Here is a 19,951-nt window from a genome sequence, read left to right on the forward strand (position 1 = left end):
CTAGCGGAGATGACCGGTGATGGTTTGTACAGAAATGTTGAATGGCGTCGTTTCGGCAATAATTATATTTGTAATAACAATTGCATATCTGTAACAATAATACCCAATAGTATTCTCAATTTCTCATGAACATCTGGCATGACGAGAGCATCAAAACTGCTCAAAAATTCACTCAATGCGCATCGTTATCGAATGGTTCCTTAGCAAAAATTCATTCACTGACGTCCATCCCTTTTACTGTTTGAACGGAGATCAACAATGAACATTAGGAGCCTCCTCCTCGGCTCAACTGCGGCACTGATTGCCGTTTCCGACGCTCGCGCCGTGACCGCCGTTGCCGAGCCTGACCCGACTGAGTACGTTAAAATCTGCGACGTTTACGGCTCGGGCTACGTCTACATTTCAGGCACTGAGACCTGCCTGCGCATCGGCGGCTATGTCCGTTACGACATCGGCTTGCGCCATGTCGGATTGTTTGACCACGCAAGAACCTCCGATGTGAGGACTGGTGAGCATCAGGACACATGTCAAAACAACACGCGCTTCACATTGAAAACTTGGACCGGCCAGGAGACCGAACTCGGCACGTTGAAGACCTACACCGAAACCCGCATGAACTTCGGTAACCGCCACACTTCGGTTTCGGACAGTTCTCGGTCCTATGCCTTGAACGGAGACAGCACCTTGACTTTCGCCTGGATTCAGCTTGGTGGCCTCCGAGTTGGTAAGGACTGGTCGGCCTTCGACATGTTTATTGGCGGCGCGGTTGACGTACTCAACCAGACGCCGGTTCCGTACGGCGCTTTCGATACCAATGTGGTTCAGTACTACTTCGACGCCGGGAACGGCTTTTCGGCCGTGGTTTCGCTCGAAGAAGGCTCGGGCGTGGTCGGCACAATCGACAGCTACTCTCCGCACGTAGTCGGCGGCTTGAAATACACACATGGCTGGGGCGCGATCACCGGCGTTGCCGCTTATGATAGCAACTACGAATCGGTGGCCGCCAAGGTCCGTGTCGACATCAATGTCACCAACGAACTGTTGCTGTTCGGAATGCTCGGCTACGGTTCCAACGGCAAGCTCAACGACGACTCCACGAACGCCATCGACGCTCATGGTCGCGGCTTCTATAAGAGTTGGGGTGGGAACTGGGCTTTCTGGGCTGGCGCCACTTACAAGCTCAACGAGACAACTTCGTTCAACCTTCAGCTCTCCGGTGATCAGCTCAAGAACCATGGTGTCGCTGCAAACGTCGCCTATGCGTTTCTTCCAGATTTCACAGTTACGGCGGAACTCGACTATAGCCGCTACGGCAACTTCGCCGTCGGCAAGGTGGACGCTTCCAACGTGAACTGGACCAACGCCAACAAGAAGAGCGGTGTCGCCGGAATCCTGCGTTTCGAACGCTCATTCTAACGGGATGAAAGGGTTGAGCTCGAGATCCGGTTGAGCGGACCAATCCCGCAACACTCCAAGAGAACGTCGTATGGAAGCTATACGAGATTGGAGCCTCGATCTCGGGGCCGGACGATGTTTCATATCAGATCTGGTCCGGATGATCGCGCAGGCGATATTCATCGCTCGATTATGCGTTTTGATCTGCAACTCTTTCATTTCCTCATTCCTTCCGCCCGCTTGACGGACCCTGCCATCCAGCACTACCCGGCCAGGTTTTCCGAACTGGGGTGCGGCCCGACGCACTTGAAAATCGCAAATGGATCGCCTCCGTTCAGCCATCCCCGCGGAAATTCGGGCGCGAGAGAACAAGCTCCAGAGCATAAGCGAGGCTGATCGAGGAACAGACGATTCTCAGGCGATGCTCCATCCGATCTTGCGCCTGGCCGAGACGATCGCCCGACGATCACCGCCGCCGCCCGAATGCGCTTGACAAGATACCGCTCGCCCGTTCAACCTGAAGCATTCACCCAGGGGAGTCCCGGCAAGGGGCTGAGATACTGCTGGCTTTCGCGGCGCAGTGACCCGTTGAACCTGATCCAGTTCATACTGGCGTAGGGACGGTGCAAGCGCTTTGCGGGAGTTCACGCCCGAGGTCCTGTTTCGAGCAGGTCGACCAAAGCGTCTTTTCATTCTTCCGGCACAGAACTGGGTCTCCAATGCACGAGCAAAGGAGCCTCATGATGAATGCCCCCACCCCCGCCGTCCCGACGGGACCGCTGCCCGCCTCACGCAAGATCCACAAGCATGGCAGCATTCACCCTCAGATCAGGGTGCCGATGCGCGAAATTGCAGTCCATCCAACGGCCGGCGAACCGCCAGTCACCGTCTACGATCCGTCCGGCCCCTACACCGATCCGGCCATCAAAACCAGGATCGAAAAAGGCCTTGCCCGGCTTCGCCACGAATGGATTACCGCGCGTGGCGATGTCGAAGCCTGTGACGGCCGCCATGTCCGGCCGGAAGACAACGGATTTGTGACTGGCGAGCGCCCATGCCGCCGACCTGGCCAAGGGTCACGCGGCGGCGAACATCCGCGGCGACGCGCTGTCGCGGGCCGGATTCGAGTTCCGCTGGGAGGCCTAGTTCAACCTGTCGCTCGATCCGGAAACCGCGCGGTCCTTCCACGACCAGACCTTGCCCAAGGAAGCGCACAAGCTGGCACATTTCTGCTCGATATGCGGGCCGAAATTCGCTCGATGCGCATCTCTCACGACATTCGCGCCGAAGCGCAGAAGGAGGGCATGGCGGCGATGGCGGCGAAATACCGCGAGGGCGGCGATCTCTATATGCCGGTCGAAACGCCCGAGGTGGAAAAACAGGCCTCAGCGCAGGAAGATCAGAGGGCGCGCTGAGCCATGCGCCGCATTCTTGTCAAAGGCGCGGGTGTGGCAGGCCTCACCGTTGCCCATGAATTGGCCGCGCCGGGTGCATCCGTCACGGTTGCTGAAATTCGCAGCCAGATCGGCGGCAATGCCTCCTGGCTCGCCGGCGGGATGCTCGCGCTTGGTGCGAACGCGAAGGCGCCGAGGAGGCGGTCGTCACTTTCGGCAACGTTGCAGCCGACTGGTGGGAAAGGGCGCTGCCCGCGCTGGTGAGGAGGGCCGGCACTCTCGTCGTCGCCCATCAGCGCGATGCCTTCGAGCTTGCCCGTTTTGCAGCTCGTACGCGCAACTATGAGTGCGTCGACGAAAAGGTTGTTGCCGCCCTCGAGCCCGATCTTGCCGGCCGCTTTCATCAGAGCCTGTTTTTTTGTAGCGAAGCTCATCTCGATCCCCGTCGGGCTCTCGAAGCCCTCGCCGGCAACTGCGTGCGATGGGCGTCGTTTTCCTTTTCGAGACGGGCGAGGTTGGCTTTTCCGGCTTTGATCAGGTGATCGACTGCACGGGCATCGCGCGGGCCGACGACGATTTACGCGGCATGCGCGGTGAAATGCTGATCCTCCATACGCGTGATGTCTCGCTCGGGGCGATTGCCGAGAAGCCGATCTCGCGGGCGTCGCGGCGTAGTGAGCGCGGGCGCGGCCGTGATGATCGTGGCGGGAGGGAGAGGTAAGGAGCGTCTTTTCTTTGAGAATTCGCGTTTACGGGTACCCACGATGCACAACGGGCGAGTTTTTCAAAGAGGCGCGTCCTCCTTCGAAGCGCTTCGGAGGGCCAGGCTGTAGGCTCGCCCCGAGCCCCTGCGTAGCCTGCTGGGGAGCTGGTCTCGGCCCATCCGGTGACGATCCTTCGCGCAGACGAGCTATGGAGACGATCAAAACTGTGATTTCACTTGCCGATTATCGCATAAAAAGCTTGTTATTGCACAACTTAAAAAACTTGCAACTCCACAGCATCATTGACTTGTCTCCTATCGGCACTATATACTTGTAATCGCACAGCTCTAAAAAGTTGCAAAGGTACGGCCATGGCCAAGCCCCATGAAAAACTCGCTGTATCATTGGCCGTCCTCAAAGAGCTGCAGAAGGGTGGGCGGCGCATATTCAAATCAGATGAGCTGACCCGCGTCCACCGGGAGCGACTGCTGCAGAACGGGTTCCTGCGCGATGTTATGAAAGGCTGGCTCATGTCGACCAGCCCGCAGGCACAGCAGCAAGACACCACCCCCTGGTACGCGAGCTTCTGGGAGTTCTGCTCCCTTTACTGCAATGACCGGTTCGGCAAGGACTGGTTCGTGTCACCGGAGCAGTCGCTGCTTCTGCACGCGGAAGCGCCCACTATTCCGCCTCAGGTGGTGGTGAACACCCCCAAAGGCACGAATAACAAAATCGACCTGCTGTTCGGCACTTCGCTCTATGACCTCAAGGTCAAGGAGATGCCGGCCGAACTGACAGAGAAAAACGGCCAGCGCGTGTTCACTGTCGAGGCCGCCCTTACCCGGGTGCCGCAAGCGTTCTTCCAGCGCGCGCCTATCGAGATGCAGATCGCTATGGCGTCGGTGCGCGACGTATCAACCGTTCTGGTCCTGCTGCTTGATGGCGGCCATTCCGCCGTGGCGGGACGGCTTGCGGGGGCCTTCCGTCGCGTAGGACGCGACTCCTTTGCCGATGAAATCGTGGCCGCCTTCAAAGCCGCCGGCTATGACGTGCGCGAATCCGATCCGTTCGCGGGACAAATTGGAGTGACAACCATTGCGGCGGGCGTACCGCCGTTGGTCGCCCGCCTGCGCGCGATCTGGCAATCGCAGCGCGAAGCCATCATCGAGATATTCCCGAAGGCACCCGGACTGCCGTCCGACAAAGACGCCTATATGAAGTTCGTCGAGGATATCTACGAAAGCGACGCCTACCATTCGCTGTCGATAGAAGGGTACAGCGTCACCCCGGAACTCATCGACCGGGTGCGCGAGGGGAGCTGGAATCCGGAGATTGATGAAGAGGACCGCAAGAACCGGGATGCGCTAGCCGCGCGTGGCTACTACCTCGCATTCCAGAAGGTCAAAGACTCTGTTGCCGCGATCATCAACGGCAAGCCAGCCGGCGCGTTGACGCGGGACACTCACCGGGAGTGGTACCGGGAGCTGTTCGCGCCGTCAGTGACCGCCGGCATCCTCAAAGCCAGCGCGCTGGCGGGATATCGCAACCACCTTGTGTACCTGCGCGGCTCGCAGCACGTGCCGCCGCGTACCGAAGCGGTGGCCGATGGTATGCATGAGCTGTTCGACCTGCTGGAGGCGGAGAAGGAGGCCTCCGTGCGTGCCGTGCTGGGGCATTGGCTTGTGGGCTATGTGCACCCCTATCCGGACGGCAACGGACGAATGGCGCGGTTCCTCATGAACGCGATGCTGGCTTCAGGCGGTTACCCCTGGACAGTCGTCAGAGTCGATGACCGGAAGGCCTACCTCGCAGGGCTGGAGGAGGCGAGCGTCAATATGAATGTGAAAACGTTCGCCGCCTTTCTCGCCGAACGGGTGAAGTGGTCTATGGAGAAGGCGGCGTGAGGTCGGTGGTGTGCCATGTTTAACTTGCTTGTCTCGGGCCACGGCGAGTGGTGGGAAACGCCGCCGTTCACGTCAACCATTGACCGTTTCAAGGAATAGAGCGGCGCCGAGGCCGAGGCTATCGGCCTCGCGCGCCCTGAAACATTGCGCCGGCTGGAGGAAATCCCGGCGCTGTTGATGTACGAAGTTGGGGAGGGAGGCCCGCTCGCGCGCGTGGTCCGGCACGGCCGCATACGCAATATCGTTCGGCGCGGACACGAACTGGCCTTCACCTTCGAGCCCGATCCGGAACATGCCTTTCTCGACCGGTCAGCGGTGTTGAGAATTGCGGACCGGCTGCGCATTCAACAGTTCGAACAGCACCGTACGCACTGGGCGATCAAGGATGGTGACATTCCGGCCGAGCTGATTGCCACCGGCACCGCTGAACGGGCGCAGCGCACCGTTGCCGTGGTTGCGGCAGAATATGTTAGAAGCGCGCCGCGAGGGACGAAGGAGAGAAGCTGCCGAACTGGCCGAAGAACTGGAGGATTTTCCTCCCTCGCTGGAGAAAGCACTGTCGCTCGTGCCGGCGCGTATCCTTCAGCAGCCGACACCCGAATTATACCCGATCCTTGGGATAGAGCCCCGCACGCCCCAAGGCCGCAACGCCGTCGTGGCCGTCGTCGCAAGGGATCACAATGGGCAGGACTTGCCTGCCGACTGGTCTTATTCGCTGGCGTGGTTCCTGGACCTTTACGGCAGCGCGACGGAAGCGGGGCGCCTTGACGGCGCGCTGGCCGAATGCGCAACGCATATGATCGCGCTCGGCACTGGCGAGGGAGAAGCGGCCGCCCCGGTTGAAGATATCGGCTACCCACTCTGGCGCTGTTCGCGAAGCCCGAAACTTATCGGCGATCTGCGCCGGGAAATTGCGGTCCTGACTGATCGCCTCGTGCGCCGCCAGGAGGGTGGGGGCTGCTGGAATGAAACTAGAGAAGGGGTTCCCCGGCCCGGCCTGCGCGCCACGGCCCTTGCGACAGTCGCCCTTCAGCGGCTTGGCGATGACCGCTACCACGACGCAATTCGGAAAGCCGTGTCATGGCTGATCACACAAGTTATTCCTGACACAGGCGCGCTTCCGCGCGACGCGGGCTAAGACGATCCCGAGGTCATCGCCACGACACTCGCGATGGAGGCTATTCGCCGGTCTGATTTTGTCGATGACGTGCCCCACGTGCTGGCGGCTGGAGATGCCTGGCTGGTCTCCGGTCAGACCGTGCTGGGAGGCTGGCAGGCAGAGCCGTGGGCAGAGGATTTTGTCGCGGCCTTGGTGCTTGAATATCTCGCGCGCCAAAACGAGATGCTGCCGCAGGTCGATGGCTTTCTCCTGATGGCGCGCGACTTCTTCCGCAAGGCAGAAGAGCTGCAGCTGGAAGGCGGCGCCAATAATCGGCGGCTTGCTGCCATAGCGACCGTGCATGCTGTGGAAATGTTCCTTTATGGGCTGTTTGAGCGGCGGGAAGATTTGGCGCTGTCAGCCTTCCGCGAAAACGGCACTGAGACGCTCGGCCCCCGGACAGCGCCTGGGTTCAGAGGACAAAATTGATCAGTGGTTCGATGCCAAAACCAAGGCCCTGAATGACTGGCAAAGGGATGAGCTAAAAAAGAAATGGGGCACGATGTAAAACGTGCTCAGCTCGCGATCCCGCATGGATCGTGTCGTCAGCGACATCGTCTTCGATTTCAGCGTGAAGCCCCGCCTGTCAAGCGAACGCGGCAACGCAATTCTCGTGGCCTCCAGCATCTACGAAGCCTGCAAGTACTTCGAGCTTTTTCAAAAGACCCGTTCCGCAACAAGTGCGCCCTGATCAAATCGTACAATCCGAATGCGCAGGACATCACAAAGGAAGGGACGGGCGCTAACACCGATACCGACCGGCAGGTCATTTACAACACCTACACCGAGTTGCTGAAGGGCGTTGAGGCCAAGGGCGGTTTGTCCAAAACCGAGGTGTACGAGGAGGCGGCCAAGGCTCTTTTCACCAAGGAGCCGGCGAACATGAAGCTGCTGGTGGTCGTCGACTAAGCTGCTCACAGCTTTCGATGCGCTGCACCTATGTCTACATAGACACGTCTATGCAGGACCACGGCCTGTTCCAAGCGATTTGCCGGACCAATCGGCTTGACGGCGAGGACAAGGATTTCGGTTATATCGTCGCCTACAAGGGCCTGTTCAAGAAGGTTGAGAATGCGATCGCGGTCTATACGTCGGAACTTGATCATTCCGACGACGGGCCGGCTCCGGATGTGCTGCTCAAGGACCGTCTGAAAAAAGGAAAAGAATGTCTCGATCAAGCCCTGGAACGCATTGTCCTGCTTTGCGAGCGAGTGGAGCCGCCGAAAGGAGAACTAGAATACATCCACTTCTTCTGCGGCAACACCGAAATCGCGTCAGACCTTAAATAGCGCGAACCTCAGCGCGCGGCCCTGTACAAGGCAACCGCAGGGCTGCTGCGGGCGTATGCTAATATCGCGGATGAAATGGATGCCGCAGGCTACAACAACGCCCACGTTGCCCGCATCAAGAAACAGGTCGAGCATTACCTGAATGCGCGGGACACTGTGCGTCTGGCCAGCAACGAAAGCCTCGATCTGAAGGCCTACGAGGCTGATATGCGGCACTTGATCGACACATATTTCAAAGCCGATGAGCCCCGCAAAATCTCACCATTCGACGGCATGAGCCTCCTTGAGCTCAGCACGTTTGGGAGGACGTGCTGGACGATAGGGTCACCATTCCCCGCAAAATCAAGCAGTCCAGCGAGCGTAAAATCCAGGATCAAGCTGACCGCACATGGAATCTTCTCACTACGCTTTACTACAAGGGGACAGGCCGTATCCTTGGCGCCGGAAGAAGATCGGATTGAAAGGGAACCTTCTTTGTCATCTTTGCATCACGGTCAGTCTGCTCGAGATTGACCGCTGCAAACCGGGAGCACGAGCGGGCTGGGCAAACGTTGCAACAGATCCTTCAAGGAAATTCATAGACTCTTAGCAACTTCGGTTCGCTGTGAATGGTAGGCTTATTGCAACGTCTGAGGTCAGTGGGGTCCAAACCGTGGCGCCGCTTATTCTCCGACCCGCCGAACTGCGTGCAATTTCGGCTAAAGGCAATGGCAAGAAGAGCGCCCATCTTGTTTGTTCGACACAGCCATATCGGCTCAAAACAGTATCTTCACGGCCACCGACATTGTCCGGTCGGTGGACAATCAACCATATAATTTGGTTCGAAAGCCGCAACATCTGTGGAGAACGCGAAATGACAAATTCAGTAGGAGTGCCCAGGCTTTCCAAGTGGCTTGGTCCTGACCAATGCTGACACTGGTCAGTCGCCTACGGACGGCAGCGCATTTAGATCGCCTTCGAATCCTAGGTCTTTGCGCGCACGCGGACCTAACTGTCTGCCAGCTAGCGGAGATTCTGGGTCTGCGTCGTGATCACGTTGTACGACACGTCCGGCTGCTGGCCAGAGCCGACTTTCTTTACTGCACCGAACAACGCCCGTGGTGCTCGTACCATCTCAAAGCAGCAGGTAAGGACGGCGGGCTGGTTCAGTTGTTGGTTGATCTCCTGCCCCACGGCGATGGCTATCACAAACGAGACCTTCAACGGCTCGAAGCGACACAAGACGCGCCGTCGAAGGGGATCGCATGCTTGACCGTGAAATAGATCCAATTGGAGCGCGAAACCACCATGGACAACTCCGCCGACGGCGCCATCGCGCCGCCCGACACTTGCGGACGGTCTCGCTTGGCGGCCTCTGGCCCACGCGCTTCTGGACCGAGGTTATGACCTGGTCACCGGGGGCACTGACAATCACATGCTGATCCTTGATCTTCCCGATCGACCACTATCAGGCAAGGCTTATGCCGAGCGGTTAGCGAAGGCAGGCATCATTACGAACTTTAATAGGGTGCCGGGGGACCCGCGCCATCCTGAGGTCACAAGCGGAATTCGCCTGGGGGGCGCCAGCAGTGACGTCAATGGGCTTGCGCGATGTGGAAACCGTGCAAATTGCTGGCTTCATGGACTCCGTCCTCCGGCGAGCCAGAAGACGAAGATCTCCATGCCTGCTTGCGAAGAGACGTTGCCGACCTGTGCGCTGCGTTCGAGGTCCCGGGCCTCACCGACAGGTAAGGTGGGCTAAGCAAAATGCCCCATACAACTCCAACACCCGAAGCGAGGCATTTCATGGCTAGGCAGTTCGTGTTCTCTTCCGAATCGGTTGGCGCGGGACACCCGGATAAGTTGGCCGACAACATCTCGGATGCCATCCTCGATGCCATCCTCCGCACCGATCCCAAGGCGCGCGTCGCCTGTGAAGCGTTGGTAAAATCAGGGATGGTCGTTCTGGCTGGCGAGATTACCAGCGATGCGCAGGTGGATTATAGCCAAGTTGCGCGCGATACGATTCTCGATATTGGATACGACGACGAGGCCGTCGGCTTTGACGGCCGGCGTTGCTCCGTCGTTCATGCACTGACCGAGCAGTCGCCCGACATCAGCCAGGGCGTTGACGAGGGACGAGGGCAGGACCTCCAACAGGGAGCGGGAGATCAGGGCCTCATGTTCGGCTACGCATGCCGCGAAACCGATACTCTGATGCCTTTGCCGATCCAGCTCGCTCATCGCTTGACGAAACGACAGGCAGATGTCCGGAAAGCACGACAGCTTGGCTGGTTGCGTCCTGACATGAAATCCCAAGTCTCAGTGCGCTATGAGGGGTTGCGCCCTGTCGCCCTGGATACCATCGTCGTATCGACCCAACATGACGAGCAGGTCTCGCAAGAGACGGTCCGCGAGGGCGTCATTGAGGAAATCATAAAGCCTGTCCTGCCGACCCACCTGGAGACGGAAGGCATCAGAATTCTGGTCAACCCGACGGGGAGGTTCGTAGTCGGCGGGCCGCGCGGCGACTGCGGTCTCACTGGACGCAAGATCATCGTCGATTCTTATGGTGGGATGGGTCGTCACGGCGGCGGCGCCTTTTCGGGCAAAGACCCGTCCAAGGTTGACCGCTCAGCTGCCTATGCGGCCCGGTATGTCGCAAAGAATATCGTCGCTAGCGGACTTGCGGACGTCTGCGAGGTGCAGCTTGCTTACGCAATCGGCGTGGCCAGTCCGGTTTCTGTCATGGTCAACACGTTCGGAACAGCGAGGGTTGAGGAAAGAAGGATCGAGCGCCTCATTCTTGAGTTGTTCGATCTCAGACCGAAGGGCATTATCAAGATGCTTGATCTCTTACGCCCTATATACCGCAAGACCGCGACCTATGGCCATTTCGGCCGTGAAGAGCCTGACTTCACCTGGGAGAAGACAGACAGGGCCGACGAATTGCGTCGCGAGGCAGGACTTGCCGCCCCGTGAGGGCTGGCGCCGAACCGATTGGCAAGCGGAAAGCCCATTCCCACTGGCCAGACCCGCCCGCGCCGGCATGCCAGAAAGCCGGTGGGTTTTTGGCGGAGACATGAATTGATGCCGGACTATGACGTGCTTTGTATAGGAAATGCCATCGTCGACATCATCGCCCAGTGCGACGAGGCGTTCCTGGAGACGAACGGCATCATCAAGGGCGCGATGAATTTGATCGACACGAGGCGCGCCGAACTGCTCTACAGCCGCATGGGCCCGGCCATTGAAGCCTCGGGCGGCAGCGCCGGCAACACGGCGGCGGGCGTGGCCAGCTTCGTGGCCGCGCCGCCTTCTTCGGCAAGGTCTCGAACGACGCACTCGGCGAAATTTACGCGCATGACATCCATGCCCAGGGCGTCGCCTTCGACACCAGGCCGCTCAACGGCGAACCGCCGACGGCGCGCTCGATGATCTTCGTCACGCCGGACGGCGAGCGCTCGATGAACACCTATCTCGGCGCCTGCGTCGAGCTCGGCCCGGAGGACGTCGAGGCCGACAAGGCGTCGGGCGCCGCGGTCACCTATTTCGAGGGCTATCTGTGGGACCCGCCGCGCGCCAAGGAGGCGATCAGGCAGACGGCTAAGCTCGGCCACGCCGCCGGGCGCGAAGTGTCGATGACATTGTCGGACTCGTTCTGCGTCGATCGCTACCGCGACGAATTCCTCGATCTGATGCGCTCCGGCACCATCGATATCGTCTTTGCCAACAGCCACGAGATCAAGTCGCTCTACCAGACCGCGTCCTTCGACGAGGCGCTGGCCCAGATCCGCAAGGATTGCAAGATCGCCGCCGTCACCCGCTCGGAAAAGGGCTCGGTCATCGTGCGCGGCGACGAGACCGTGACCATCAATGCGACCAGGATCCGCGAGCTGGTCGACACCACCGGCGCCGGCGACCTCTATGCCGCCGGCTTCCTCTACGGCTACACGCAAGGCCGCAGCCTCAAGGATTGCGGCGATCTCGGCTCGCTGGCGGCCGGGCTGGTCATCCAGCAGATCGGCCCAAGGCCACGGCAGAATCTGCGCCGCGAGGCCGAGCAGGCGGGATTGCTGTAGGTGGCGAGCCAAGAACCAGCTGCCCACCCTCCTTAATCCAGCCCGAGCCTTTTCTTCAGTTCCGCATTCTCCTTGCGGAGACGATCGGCAAGCAGGCTCTTTAGCCGCTTGTTTTCTTCCTCGAGCGCGACGAGATCCTTCAGCCCGTCACTGTCCGCCGCAGGCGCCGCCGCCTTCTTCCAAAGATAATATGTCTGTTCCGAGATGCCGGCTTGCTTCACCGCGCTCTTGAGAGTAGCGCCGCCGCCGATCGAGGCCTCGATCTGCGCCAGCTTCTGGGCACGATCCTTCGCGGAGTAGCTCTTTCGGCCTGTTCGCGCTGACGGCGGTGCTTCAGTAGTCGCAGATATCGGCTTGGCGCCCTTCTTGCCGGCAGGCGCGCTCGCCTCAGCTTCTGGCTTCCTCGACCGCCGCGCTCTCGTCTTCGGTTTTGGCGTTTCCGCTTTGTCTGCCGGTTCGCTAGGAACTACTGCTGACTCGGTTTCCAGGGGATTGGCCATGAAATGCTCCACTCGCGGTTTGTGCAAAGGTTCAGCATCAAGGGCCACTACAGTAGAGTCAACAAGCTGACGATTTAACGGCTCGACTTCCTTTGTTGTCTCGGCCATCGCCGCGGCAATGTCGAAATTGCCCCAGATGGAACGTGCGGATTCTTGATAATTGCGCTTTTGTTTGACTTCCACAGTGAATGGTCGCGTCTGCCGCCTCATAGTTCCTTCCTGAATAGGAGAATGAAGTCGCCGCTCGAATTTTTGGCGCTTCCTGCTTAGCGCGGAGCATTATCGTATAGCCGCTCAACGGGCAAGTGATGCCGGTCTTCGATGGCCATCTGGGGAGATTTGAGCGGCTTCGCGCGTCCTGCGCATGCCTGCAAGGCCGCCAAGTTTTCTGGGTTAGCAGGCGCGCCACTGTGGCAGCTTGGCTTGTACGGCGAGGCCACGGTTGAGGGAGGCGAACCAAATCCAGCCCCGCGCTCGATCCCGAAGCTTCCCACAATGCCGAAGAGAACATCTTCACTCGTTCCTTTTCAGCACAAGACCTTCCGTTCGCTATGGTCGGCTGCACTCGTTTCGAACCTTGGCACCCTAGTGGACGGTGTGGCGGCGGCTTGGCTGATGACGAGCATCGCGCCTCCCATGGAATGGTGGCGCTCGTCCAGTCATCGACCACCCTCCCCTACATGATCTTTTCGCTCGCGGCGGGAGCGCTCGCGGACAACTTTGACCGTCGCCGGATCATGTTGACTGCGCAACTGCTGATGGTCTGCGTATCCGCCTTCCTGGCGTTCCTGACCTATGCGGGGGAAATGACACCCTGGACCTTCTGGGTCTCACCTTTCTGATCGGCTGTGGTTGGGCATTGCACGATCCCTCTTGGCAAGCCTCGATGGGGGATATCTTGCCTCGCGAACACCTGCCTAGCGCGGTTGCGCTCAACGGCATGAGCTACAATCTAATGCGCAGCATCGGGCCGGCGATTGGCGGCATAATCGTGGCCACAGCCGGTGCGGCCTTCGCGTTCCTCTTCAACGTCTTTTGCTACTTCGCTCTGATCGCTGCGCTGTTGCGGTGGAAAGCCGTACGGGCACGACAAGCGCTGCCGCGGGAGGCTTTCGGCAGTGCGATGGCGGCCGGCTTCCGTTACGTGCTCTTGTCGCCGAACCTTCTCAAGGTGATGTGCCGGAGTTTCATTTTCGGCCTCACCGTCGTTGTCATTTTGGCTCTCCTGCCGTTGGTTGCTCGCGAACAGGTCAAAGGGACCGCGGTCATCTACGGCGTGACGCTTGGCTTCTTCGGCCTGGGAGCGATTTGCGGCGCGCTCCTCATCGGGCGGGTCCGAGAAGTTCTCTCCAACGAATGGGTCATTCGCGGTGCGTTCTTTATATTGGCGATCAGCTGCTTCTTTCGGGCATGGAGCGAGCACGTTGGGCTGAGCTGTCTGCTCTTCATGCCAGCCGGTGCGGCCTGGATTCAATCATTCTCGCTGTTTAACGTCACAGTGCAGCTTTCGGCGCCACGGTGGGTGGTTGGACGCGCCCTGTCTCTCTATCAGACGGCCACATACGGCGGCATGGCGGCGGGAAGCTGGCTTTGGGGCGAACTGGCGGATGTCCAAGGTGTTTCGGGAGCCTTGCTCGTCCGCCAGCTGGTTCTTGTGATTGGGGGACTGATGAGCATCCTTCTGCGTCAGCCGGATTTTGAAACGCTCAATCTGGATCCGACCAACAAGTTCACCGAACCGACGCTGCAACTTGACCTGCGGCCACGAAGCGGTCCGATCATGGTGATGCTTCGACTATCGTGTCGATCAGAGAGATCCAGACTCGCCCACAATAATTATCTGAATTTCAGCGCTAATTTTTGATCGCCCATTCGTGCTGTGTACCAGCCCTGTGTCTTGCGCAAGTGGTCACGAACGGCTGCCGGAGCCTCGAAGACGCCCTAAAAACACATGCTGCGATTTTTGAACACGCTTGACGTGTTAGATTAATTCATCCACAATGCGTGTATTGAACACGCGAGGTGAGTTATGAACATAAAAGAACTTAGGGTTCGACTGGGCATGACTCAAAAAGATTTGGCAGAGCAGATGGCAACGACGCAACAGACTGTGGCCCGTTGGGAAACAGGCAAAACGCAGTTGAACGTCGAGCAGATCAAGGACCTTTGTCTCACGTTGAAATGCACAGTCGAGGAGCTGCTGGGCTGGAAGATTGATGTCGAGGAGTGGCGCACGAGCCCGTTTGCAATTGCCGATGCCGAAACGCGATACGGCACGCTCAGAATCAAGATGACTGTTGGCAGCCGCCAATATCCTATCGATGAAAAGGCGCGTGAATCGATCTTACATCAGTTGAAGGAACTTCACAACCTTCGTAGAAATAACACAAGCAGGCCATGGCTGTATTGTTGGAGCCTTGACAACAAAATACTCTTGATCAATCCGCAATATGTCCGCACCATTGAGCTTATCGGTGACGATGTAGAGGAGATGCCAGAGTATTATCATCCAGAAATCTATCGGGCTTTGGATGACTGGGATAAGGGTGAGGCTTCAGGAAAGCTGAAGAAAGAATGCGATGCCATCATCGCAGAGATGGGTGATCAGGAAGCCGTGCGCATGGCCTCCTATGTTCGCGTCACGTATGACGACGGAGAAGATGAGTGGAACTTCTTGGATGAAGAAACCACTACGACTTTCTTCGGATTGGAAGCTGCGACCTTTGACGTTCCCCAGTGTAGTTTCGCCGAAGTGGAGGAAGAAGGTTACTACCGAGCGCGATACGCCAACCTTGATCGCGTCGCGGTGATGGAGGTTCCAAGCGACCGTTATCACAGATTGACCGCGCCCGAGGAAGCTTAGAATCATCCACGAAGGGCGCATGTTACATATCGACCTTGCGTGCTGCGTTTTCAGTACGAGATGACGTTAATCGTAGGTAGTGGCAGGTAAGAGTGCTCGACCAGAAGCTCAACTGCCTCCTCAATATCGCTGCCGATGTGCCGCAGGACACGCCCACGGGAGCGTGGATAGACGTGAAGTTCCTGCACTCCACGGTCCGCTCTCCCATCGCCGGTGTGTGCCCGACGCCATCTTGTGGACGAGCTTGGCCGCCTGCACCCGCTTGTATTCCGGCTTGCGGTCCGCCTGGGGGTCCGCCGCGATGGTTATCTCCATGTCAATCGGCGCCGAACTTTGACTGCCCGCTGCTTTTGATGAAATTGGCGAGGTCCCGCGCATAATCACTCTTGGTCTTCTCCTCGAGGCCCTGTGTCGCGAACTTGTGGTCCAGCAGGGCAAACAGGTCCAAGTCCCCCTCCGCCCGTGGCGCTGGCTTGCCCTCACCGCCCTCGGCTTCCCAATTGGGAACCGCTTCTGCGCCTCATCGGGTGAATAGTCGCCTCCGGCTTCCTGAGATTCGTTTCAGCCGCAAGCTGGATTGCCTTGAAGGCAGCGTGAACACGCCGGTTCGTGAGGGGATCGGTGTTCACGCCCCGCTCAACGAACAGTTCATCGACTGTAGGACCGAACCAGCGGTCAAGCCCTCCTCTTTGCCCTTGTTTAGCCGCTGGACCGCTTTCCAGATGCCTTCCCCCGGTTCGCTGTCCATCATGCCGACCAAGCGAGCGTAGAGGATGCCCGCGAGGGCCTGGAAATGCTTGTTGGTGAGCGGCTGAGGGCCTTGCCTGAACCGCTGCCAGAACTCATGGAGCGCAGCGTCCGTCTCGCGATGCCGCCTCTTGGCCTCTGCGGGGTCTTTGGTATCGAGGCTGACCTTGACGGTTGCGACCGCTTTCACCGTTCTGATGGTGCCGCCGACGGGAATTGTCACCCTTCCATCGAGTGGAATATCCTTCAAATCGGCAGGCGCGCGTTGCCGAAGAGTAATACAAGCCAGTCTTCTTATGCTGCCAAGGTCCGGGCATTCTCAAGCTCATGTGTACCACCCCTGTGTACCAGACAGGCGGCAAAAAGACCAAAAAAGTCAGATAGTTGTTCCCTATCAAAGGGAGTAAGCTGGCGTTGCGGGAGAGGATTGAAACTTCTCGGTGTGATGACATCGTGGCGAAAAGCCCGGCTGCGAGATGACACCAGACAATGGGCATTGCTGCGTGACCTGGAAAAGCCCGAACTATGGACCGAGTGTTATCACGTGCCAACCTGGGTCGAGTATGTTCGCCACAACAACAGGCAGACCCAGGATGACGCCGAAATCGTTGCGCGCCTGGAAGCGCTGCACCGTGGCGATTGCCCGCCCAAGACGCATTACAAGATCGAACGCCAAACCGTGCGCGTGCACGACGATTTGCCGCTCAGGCCTCACTCGGGACAGGACTTGAGCTGGCCCGATGGTTTGCGCGCGGTTACCTTGAGCCGGTGACTGCGAACGAGCAGTTCGAGACGTCGGCCTCGATCCTCCGCAACACGGCGCTGCACCGGGCCTCGGGTGCTCCCCTCAAAATTGTTGTGTCGTGTCACCGAGGGCATTACGGCCAACCCGTTCCAAATGGGCAACAGCCTCGCCATTGAGTCGAATGTGGTCGCGAGCAGATCACCAAAGAGGCGGTCGGAACCTTGGAGCCGAAGTTCGATGCCGAGGTGGCGTTCGCATGATGCGGCAAGCAGCACCACGGCCTTGCCGGTATGTTTGCCGCCGGCAGCCGACGAACTCCTATCCTCCTGGACCGCTGTGCGTCATTGCTTTGATTTACCGGCCGCTCAAGGCTTCCACAGTTTTCGCTTTCGAGGCGACTTTTGGGAACATACCAACGGAAATTTAACATAACGACATAAACATTTCTTTATGCGGCATTGACTAAGAAGCGAACTGCTGTAATTGTCTCCCGTGTCGTGGTTCTCCGTACGGCGCTGCCGCAGCGGAGCTAAGAGGGAAGCCGGTGCGATGCCGGCGCTGCCCCCGCAACTGTTAGCGGCAAGCCAACCCCACTCATGTCACTGAGGCGAATAGCCTTGGGAAGACGGGTAGAGGCTATGACCCCGCGAGCCAGGAGACCTGCCACGGCGAATTACGTCCACGGGCGGGGTGTCTCGGTGGCCGCTGCAGCCTGGCGTTCGTGCCGACCTGCTAGCGCCTTCCTTGTCACCGACGCCCCAACCATCGGGGTATGGCATGACTGTCTCTCAGCAAATTCCTGTAGCAACGCTCGGCGTGCCGCGCTTCGGTCGTCGGCGAGAACTGAAATTCGCGCTTGAAAGCTACTGGTCCGGAAAATCGTCCGCTGCCGACCTTCTCACGACGGCGAAGGCGCTCCGTGCCGCTAGCTGGGAGGAGCAGCGCGATCGCGGCGTGTCGAAAATCCCGTCGAACGACTTCTCGCTTTACGACCATGTGCTCGACACCGCAGCCATGGTCGGCGCCCTTCCGTCCCGTTACGCCTGGAATGGCGGCGAGATCCCACTCGACATCTACTTCGCCATGGCGCGCGGCAACCAAGGTCAGACGGAGGATTGCGGGCACGGTGGTCACCAGCATGCGGCTTATCGGCCTGGTGTAACCGCGATGGAAATGACCAAGTGGTTTGACACCAACTATCATTACATTGTGCCGGAACTAGACGATGATCAGACGCTCGCCCTTTCGTCTACGAAGCCGGTTGATTACTTCCTCGAGGCTAAAGCCCTGGGCATTCACACACGCCCAGTCATCCTTGGACCGGTCACCTTCCTCAAGCTGGCGAAATCGCCTGCCGAAGGCTTCGATCCCATCGCGCTCCTACCACGGCTTCTGCCCGTCTACGAGCAACTCCTGCGGAGCTTGAAGCTGTCGGGTGCCGATTGGGTGCAGATCGATGAGCCAGCGCTTGTCCTCGATCTGAACCCGAACGAACGAGCTGCGTTCGAATTCGCCTATGGCCACCTGTCAAAAGCCGCGCCCGAGTTGAAAATCATGCTGGCTACCTATTTCGGGCCCCTGGGAGACAATCTCGAAACCGCGGTTTCTCTGCCCCTGGCCGGGCTGCATATTGATCTCGTGCGCGCTCCCGAGCAGCTGGAAACGGTGGGTCGGCTCGCACCGAAGGATCTGGTGCTCTCGCTTGGCTTGATCGATGGCCGCAACGTCTGGCGTGCGAACCTGCCCGCCATTCTCGACCGCATCAAACCGATCGTCGCCGGCTGGCCCTTGGACCGCGTCGAGATCGCGCCTTCGTGCTCGATGCTGCATGTGCCGATCGACCTGCGCATGGAGACGGAACTCGACGCCGACATCAGGTCGTGGCTCGCCTTCGCGGCCCAGAAGACCGACGAGTTGGTGTTGCTTGCCCGGGCCCTGTCCCAAGGCAGGGATGCGGTGGCAGGCGCGTTGAAAGCGTCTGCCGAGGCTGCCGCCACTCGCGTGACATCCACGAAGATCCATGACCCGCTTGTTGAGGGGCGGATCGCCAGCATTGACGACAGCATGAAGCGACGAGAGAGCGCTTTTGCCGAGCGCTCCAGAGTCCAGGCCGGCACGCTCGGGCTGCCGCCGTTCCCGACGACGACCATCGGGTCCTTCCCGCAGACGCCGCAGGTACGCAGGGCGCGGGCCGCTCATGCGAAGGGCCAGCTGAGCTATGTCGACTACGAGACCTTCCTGAAGAAGGAGATCGAGGCTGCAATTCGCTGGCAGGAAGAGATCGGGCTGGACGTGCTGGTGCACGGTGAGTTCGAACGAAACGACATGGTACAGCATTTCGGCGAGCAGCTGTCCGGCTTCGCCTTCACCCAGCATGCCTGGGTGCAGAGCTATGGGTCGCGTTACGTGCGCCCCCCCATCATCTTCGGCGACGTATCGAGGCCCAATCCGATCACGCTGCGCTGGTGGCAATTCGCCCAGTCGCTTACGGAAAACCCTGTGAAGGCAATGCTCACAGGCCCGGTGACCATTCTCAACTGGTCTTTTGTTCGCGACGACGTACCCCGCTCCGAAGCATGCCGCCAGATCGCGCTCGCCATCCGCGACGAGGTGACGGATCTCGAATGGTCCGGCGCAAGGATGATCCAGATCGATGAGGCCGCGTTTCGCGAAGGATTGCCACTGCGCCAGTCTGATTGGAACGACTATCTCGACTGGGCTGTCGAATGCTTCCGGATCGCTTCAACGGGTGTAAAGGACGCGACTCAAATCCATACCCACATGTGCTACTCGGAGTTCAACGAGATCATCGACGCGATCGCTGAAATGGATGCGGATGTCATTTCGATTGAGACGTCGCGCTCGAAAATGGAACTGCTGGACGCCTTCACGAGCTCCAAATATCCGAACGAAATCGGGCCCGGAGTCTACGACATTCACTCACCACGTGTCCCGGAAGTCGGGGAGATTTCGGACCTCGTCATGCTTGCCCGCGACCGACTGTCGGATGCCCAACTGTGGGTAAACCCGGACTGTGGCCTCAAAACACGCAAATGGGAGGAGGTCCGCCCTGCCCTCATGAACATGGTCGCTGCAGCACGTGCGCTCCGGGAGAAAGTGTAGGCCTGAGGGTTTCCTGGTTGCTCACCATGTGGCGAGTTGCCGGCTGCCGCATGTCGGCTGTGAATGT

At 59.0% G+C, this 19,951-nt stretch carries 14 protein-coding genes, 7 pseudogenes and 2 riboswitches; of the genes and pseudogenes, 17 read left to right on the forward strand and 4 right to left on the reverse strand.

Going from position 1 to position 19,951, the window contains the following annotated elements; translation table 11 throughout:
- The first annotated feature begins 258 nt into the window (after positions 1-258).
- From NKH71_RS26650 to NKH71_RS26665, 5 genes and pseudogenes are all read left to right on the forward strand, one after another.
- On the forward strand, positions 259-1,416 hold the full coding sequence (locus tag NKH71_RS26650; protein ID WP_352895424.1) for a porin: 1,158 nt from the start codon (positions 259-261) through the stop codon (positions 1,414-1,416).
- 501 nt (positions 1,417-1,917) lie between these two features.
- Positions 1,918-2,033: riboswitch (TPP riboswitch) on the forward strand.
- 105 nt (positions 2,034-2,138) lie between these two features.
- Positions 2,139-2,330 (forward strand): annotated as a pseudogene (locus NKH71_RS33520) (phosphomethylpyrimidine synthase ThiC); the annotation flags it as partial.
- 112 nt (positions 2,331-2,442) lie between these two features.
- A pseudogene (locus NKH71_RS33525) lies at positions 2,443-2,810 on the forward strand (phosphomethylpyrimidine synthase ThiC); the annotation flags it as partial.
- Between the two features lie 3 nt (positions 2,811-2,813).
- A pseudogene (locus tag NKH71_RS26660) lies at positions 2,814-3,420 on the forward strand (FAD-dependent oxidoreductase); the annotation flags it as partial.
- 444 nt (positions 3,421-3,864) lie between these two features.
- The gene (locus NKH71_RS26665) at positions 3,865-5,397 is read left to right on the forward strand and encodes a Fic family protein (protein ID WP_352895425.1); all 1,533 of its coding nucleotides are present in this window, start codon (positions 3,865-3,867) and stop codon (positions 5,395-5,397) included.
- Between the two features lie 72 nt (positions 5,398-5,469).
- Here the strand turns inward: NKH71_RS26665 and NKH71_RS26670 are convergent, their stop codons facing one another.
- Entirely contained in the window at positions 5,470-5,691 is a 222-nt protein-coding gene (locus NKH71_RS26670) for a hypothetical protein (RefSeq protein ID WP_352764186.1), read from the reverse strand.
- Positions 5,692-5,863: 172 nt separating this feature from the next.
- On the opposite strand from NKH71_RS26670, the gene NKH71_RS26675 reads away from it, so the two are divergent.
- From NKH71_RS26675 to NKH71_RS26710, 8 genes and pseudogenes are all read left to right on the forward strand, one after another.
- Positions 5,864-6,535 carry a prenyltransferase/squalene oxidase repeat-containing protein gene (locus NKH71_RS26675; protein WP_352895426.1) on the forward strand — a complete coding sequence of 224 codons (672 nt, stop codon included), beginning with the start codon at positions 5,864-5,866 and terminating at the stop codon, positions 6,533-6,535.
- Between the two features lie 33 nt (positions 6,536-6,568).
- Positions 6,569-6,985: a hypothetical protein gene (locus NKH71_RS26680; protein ID WP_352895427.1), complete on the forward strand. Its 417-nt coding sequence runs from the start codon at positions 6,569-6,571 to the stop codon at positions 6,983-6,985.
- A 63-nt stretch (positions 6,986-7,048) separates the two neighbouring features.
- Positions 7,049-7,465: a hypothetical protein gene (locus NKH71_RS26685; RefSeq protein WP_352895428.1), complete on the forward strand. Its 417-nt coding sequence runs from the start codon at positions 7,049-7,051 to the stop codon at positions 7,463-7,465.
- A 17-nt stretch (positions 7,466-7,482) separates the two neighbouring features.
- Positions 7,483-7,845 carry a type I restriction enzyme subunit R domain-containing protein gene (locus NKH71_RS26690; protein ID WP_502900418.1) on the forward strand — a complete coding sequence of 121 codons (363 nt, stop codon included), beginning with the start codon at positions 7,483-7,485 and terminating at the stop codon, positions 7,843-7,845.
- 75 nt (positions 7,846-7,920) lie between these two features.
- The gene (locus tag NKH71_RS26695; RefSeq protein WP_352895430.1) at positions 7,921-8,358 is read left to right on the forward strand and encodes a hypothetical protein; all 438 of its coding nucleotides are present in this window, start codon (positions 7,921-7,923) and stop codon (positions 8,356-8,358) included.
- 835 nt (positions 8,359-9,193) lie between these two features.
- Positions 9,194-9,576 (forward strand): annotated as a pseudogene (gene glyA, locus NKH71_RS26700) (serine hydroxymethyltransferase); the annotation flags it as partial.
- Between the two features lie 54 nt (positions 9,577-9,630).
- On the forward strand, positions 9,631-10,806 hold the full coding sequence (gene metK / locus NKH71_RS26705) for a methionine adenosyltransferase (protein ID WP_023721418.1): 1,176 nt from the start codon (positions 9,631-9,633) through the stop codon (positions 10,804-10,806).
- 108 nt (positions 10,807-10,914) lie between these two features.
- Positions 10,915-11,906 (forward strand): annotated as a pseudogene (locus NKH71_RS26710) (adenosine kinase).
- Between the two features lie 32 nt (positions 11,907-11,938).
- On the opposite strand, the gene NKH71_RS26715 reads toward NKH71_RS26710, so the two are convergent.
- The gene (locus NKH71_RS26715; RefSeq protein WP_245278687.1) at positions 11,939-12,616 is read right to left on the reverse strand and encodes a transposase; all 678 of its coding nucleotides are present in this window, start codon (positions 12,614-12,616) and stop codon (positions 11,939-11,941) included.
- 285 nt (positions 12,617-12,901) lie between these two features.
- Between NKH71_RS26715 and NKH71_RS26720 the strand changes: the two are divergent.
- Both NKH71_RS26720 and NKH71_RS26725 read left to right on the forward strand, forming a co-directional pair.
- A pseudogene (locus NKH71_RS26720) lies at positions 12,902-14,223 on the forward strand (MFS transporter); the annotation flags it as partial.
- A gap of 212 nt (positions 14,224-14,435) precedes the next feature.
- Positions 14,436-15,269, forward strand: coding sequence for a helix-turn-helix transcriptional regulator (locus NKH71_RS26725; protein WP_036245509.1), 834 nt, complete (start codon positions 14,436-14,438; stop codon positions 15,267-15,269).
- Positions 15,270-15,585: 316 nt separating this feature from the next.
- On the opposite strand, the gene NKH71_RS26730 is transcribed toward NKH71_RS26725, so the two are convergent.
- On the reverse strand, positions 15,586-15,717 hold the full coding sequence (locus NKH71_RS26730; protein ID WP_023721421.1) for a hypothetical protein: 132 nt from the start codon (positions 15,715-15,717) through the stop codon (positions 15,586-15,588).
- 177 nt (positions 15,718-15,894) lie between these two features.
- Complete coding sequence (locus tag NKH71_RS26735; RefSeq protein WP_502900419.1) at positions 15,895-16,239, reverse strand: DUF6538 domain-containing protein; 345 nt, start codon at positions 16,237-16,239, stop codon at positions 15,895-15,897.
- Between the two features lie 213 nt (positions 16,240-16,452).
- Between NKH71_RS26735 and NKH71_RS26740 the strand changes: the two are divergent.
- Both NKH71_RS26740 and metE read left to right on the forward strand, forming a co-directional pair.
- Positions 16,453-16,788 (forward strand): annotated as a pseudogene (locus NKH71_RS26740) (MFS transporter); the annotation flags it as partial.
- Between the two features lie 454 nt (positions 16,789-17,242).
- A riboswitch (cobalamin riboswitch) is annotated at positions 17,243-17,443 on the forward strand.
- A gap of 95 nt (positions 17,444-17,538) precedes the next feature.
- Positions 17,539-19,884 carry a 5-methyltetrahydropteroyltriglutamate--homocysteine S-methyltransferase gene (gene metE / locus NKH71_RS26745; RefSeq protein ID WP_352835451.1) on the forward strand — a complete coding sequence of 782 codons (2,346 nt, stop codon included), beginning with the start codon at positions 17,539-17,541 and terminating at the stop codon, positions 19,882-19,884.
- Positions 19,885-19,951 lie beyond the last annotated feature (67 nt).

Source organism: Mesorhizobium sp. M0983 (genome assembly GCF_040318975.1).
In the GTDB taxonomy this organism is placed as follows: Bacteria; Pseudomonadota; Alphaproteobacteria; order Rhizobiales; family Rhizobiaceae; genus Mesorhizobium.